This window comes from Thermosyntropha lipolytica DSM 11003 (assembly GCF_900129805.1).
GTDB lineage: Bacteria > Bacillota > Syntrophomonadia > Syntrophomonadales > Syntrophomonadaceae > Thermosyntropha > Thermosyntropha lipolytica.
The window spans coordinates 1-1,345 of sequence record NZ_FQWY01000093.1 but is presented as its reverse complement, the minus strand read 5'-3'; the positions used below and the strand labels follow the sequence as shown (position 1 = coordinate 1,345).

The 1,345-nt window shown below is 38.5% G+C and carries 2 protein-coding genes and 1 pseudogene; 1 reads left to right on the top strand and 2 read right to left on the bottom strand.

Going from position 1 to position 1,345, the window contains the following annotated elements:
* The first annotated feature begins 6 nt into the window (after positions 1-6).
* Positions 7-135, top strand: a complete 129-nt coding sequence (locus BUB92_RS11460) for an acetyl-CoA hydrolase/transferase C-terminal domain-containing protein (RefSeq protein WP_242939056.1) — start codon at positions 7-9, stop codon at positions 133-135.
* Between the two features lie 62 nt (positions 136-197).
* Here the strand turns inward: BUB92_RS11460 and BUB92_RS11170 are convergent, their stop codons facing one another.
* Positions 198-1,031 (bottom strand): formate dehydrogenase accessory protein FdhE, encoded by an 834-nt coding sequence (locus BUB92_RS11170; RefSeq protein ID WP_073093635.1) that lies wholly within the window; start codon positions 1,029-1,031, stop codon positions 198-200.
* Positions 1,032-1,123: 92 nt separating this feature from the next.
* Positions 1,124-1,345, bottom strand: a pseudogene (locus BUB92_RS11165) (formate dehydrogenase subunit gamma); the annotation flags it as partial.

Below are 1,345 nucleotides of genomic sequence, written 5' to 3'. Positions count from 1 at the left end.
AAGAAAATGCGGGCGCAAAATCAATGGGTGAGAACGGAAAATATTATTGAACTGGCTCATCCGAAATTCCGTGATGATTTGATTAAAGCAGCTCATGAAGCAGGTATCTGGAGAAGGACGAATAAAATTGAATAATTAATTACCAGAGATTAATAAGACAAAGGTCGCCCTGGGAACAGGGACGACCTTTTTGTAATTTAGTTATCTTCATGATTCTGATAACCTTTTTCCTGGGCTAGCATATCCAGGTAGATAGTTTCCATGTTAGTTATAAACAGGTCTACTTTAGTTCCGGTTTGGCGTTCGTCATAAGTTTTGAGGTAGCCTTTACATTTTTCGCATACATATACCTGATAGGCATCGTCATTTTCCACATTCAGGTAGCGGATAGTATGGGGTTCGGTATTGCCGCAGTAAACGCATCTTAAATAAGCAGTTTCCCATTCCATGAAACAACGGTCACAAAACATGAAGCGATGTCCATCTTCAGCTCTAAGCCTGCTTATATTGGATTTAGCTCCACATACAGGACATATGCTGGGGAATTCCCAGCTATTATATTCTCGGGCTATTAATTCTTCCCGGTAAGGAGCAGCCAGAATACGCAAAAATGGTCTTAATGTGTGATCAAATATGAAAAGAAGGAGTTCAGATGAAACATTAAGATCTCTAGCCAGGTCGTTTAAAAATCCAGTTTCGTTAATTATAAGCTGGCTGGTGATGGTGTCTATATCTAAAGATGCCATATGATCTTCAATGTTTTTTACCGCCTTAGAAGTGTCAGGGCGCTCGGCTTTAAGGAAGGATAAAAATTTTAACAATAAATTTTTATATTCTTCCGCAGGGATATTTATTTTTTTTACCCTGACAAGAGGTTTTTTGTGTGCGGCAAGTGTTTTTACCAGATCTACCTTAGGAAAAGAGCAGGTTTTTTTTAGAAATATTTCTTGTTCATTTTGCCAACTTTCCAAGTTTTGGAAAAAAACTATATAACCTGGAGGAAGTTCAACCGGTGTTGTACGCTGCATCATTTATTATTGCCTCCTTGTTGGTAATTTTTTTTATTTTACTTGATAAAAAGGGGGAGTGTAAACTCCCCACTATTTTTTTGCTTAAACTATTTTTATTCTGCTTTCTTTTCGCCATAGGTTTCTTCATACCATATAGCATGGTGATGTTTGGCCCAGTCGGCTCTTACGGTGCCTTTCCACATACCCCAGAAGGATTCCCCGGAACCAGGATGGAAGGATCCCAGATAGCCATGCATACATACCATGAAGGTTGAAAGTACCATGGCTATATCATGAATAGGATATGCTATTCTTACTAATCCTGGTGCAAATAA

Excerpts from the sequence above, each read along its gene's own strand:
- BUB92_RS11170 (WP_073093635.1), bottom strand. The coding sequence starts at position 1,031 with ATGATGCAGCGTACAACACCGGTTGAACTTCCTCCAGGTTATATAGTT.
- BUB92_RS11460 (WP_242939056.1), top strand. The coding sequence starts at position 7 with ATGCGGGCGCAAAATCAATGGGTGAGAACGGAAAATATTATTGAACTG.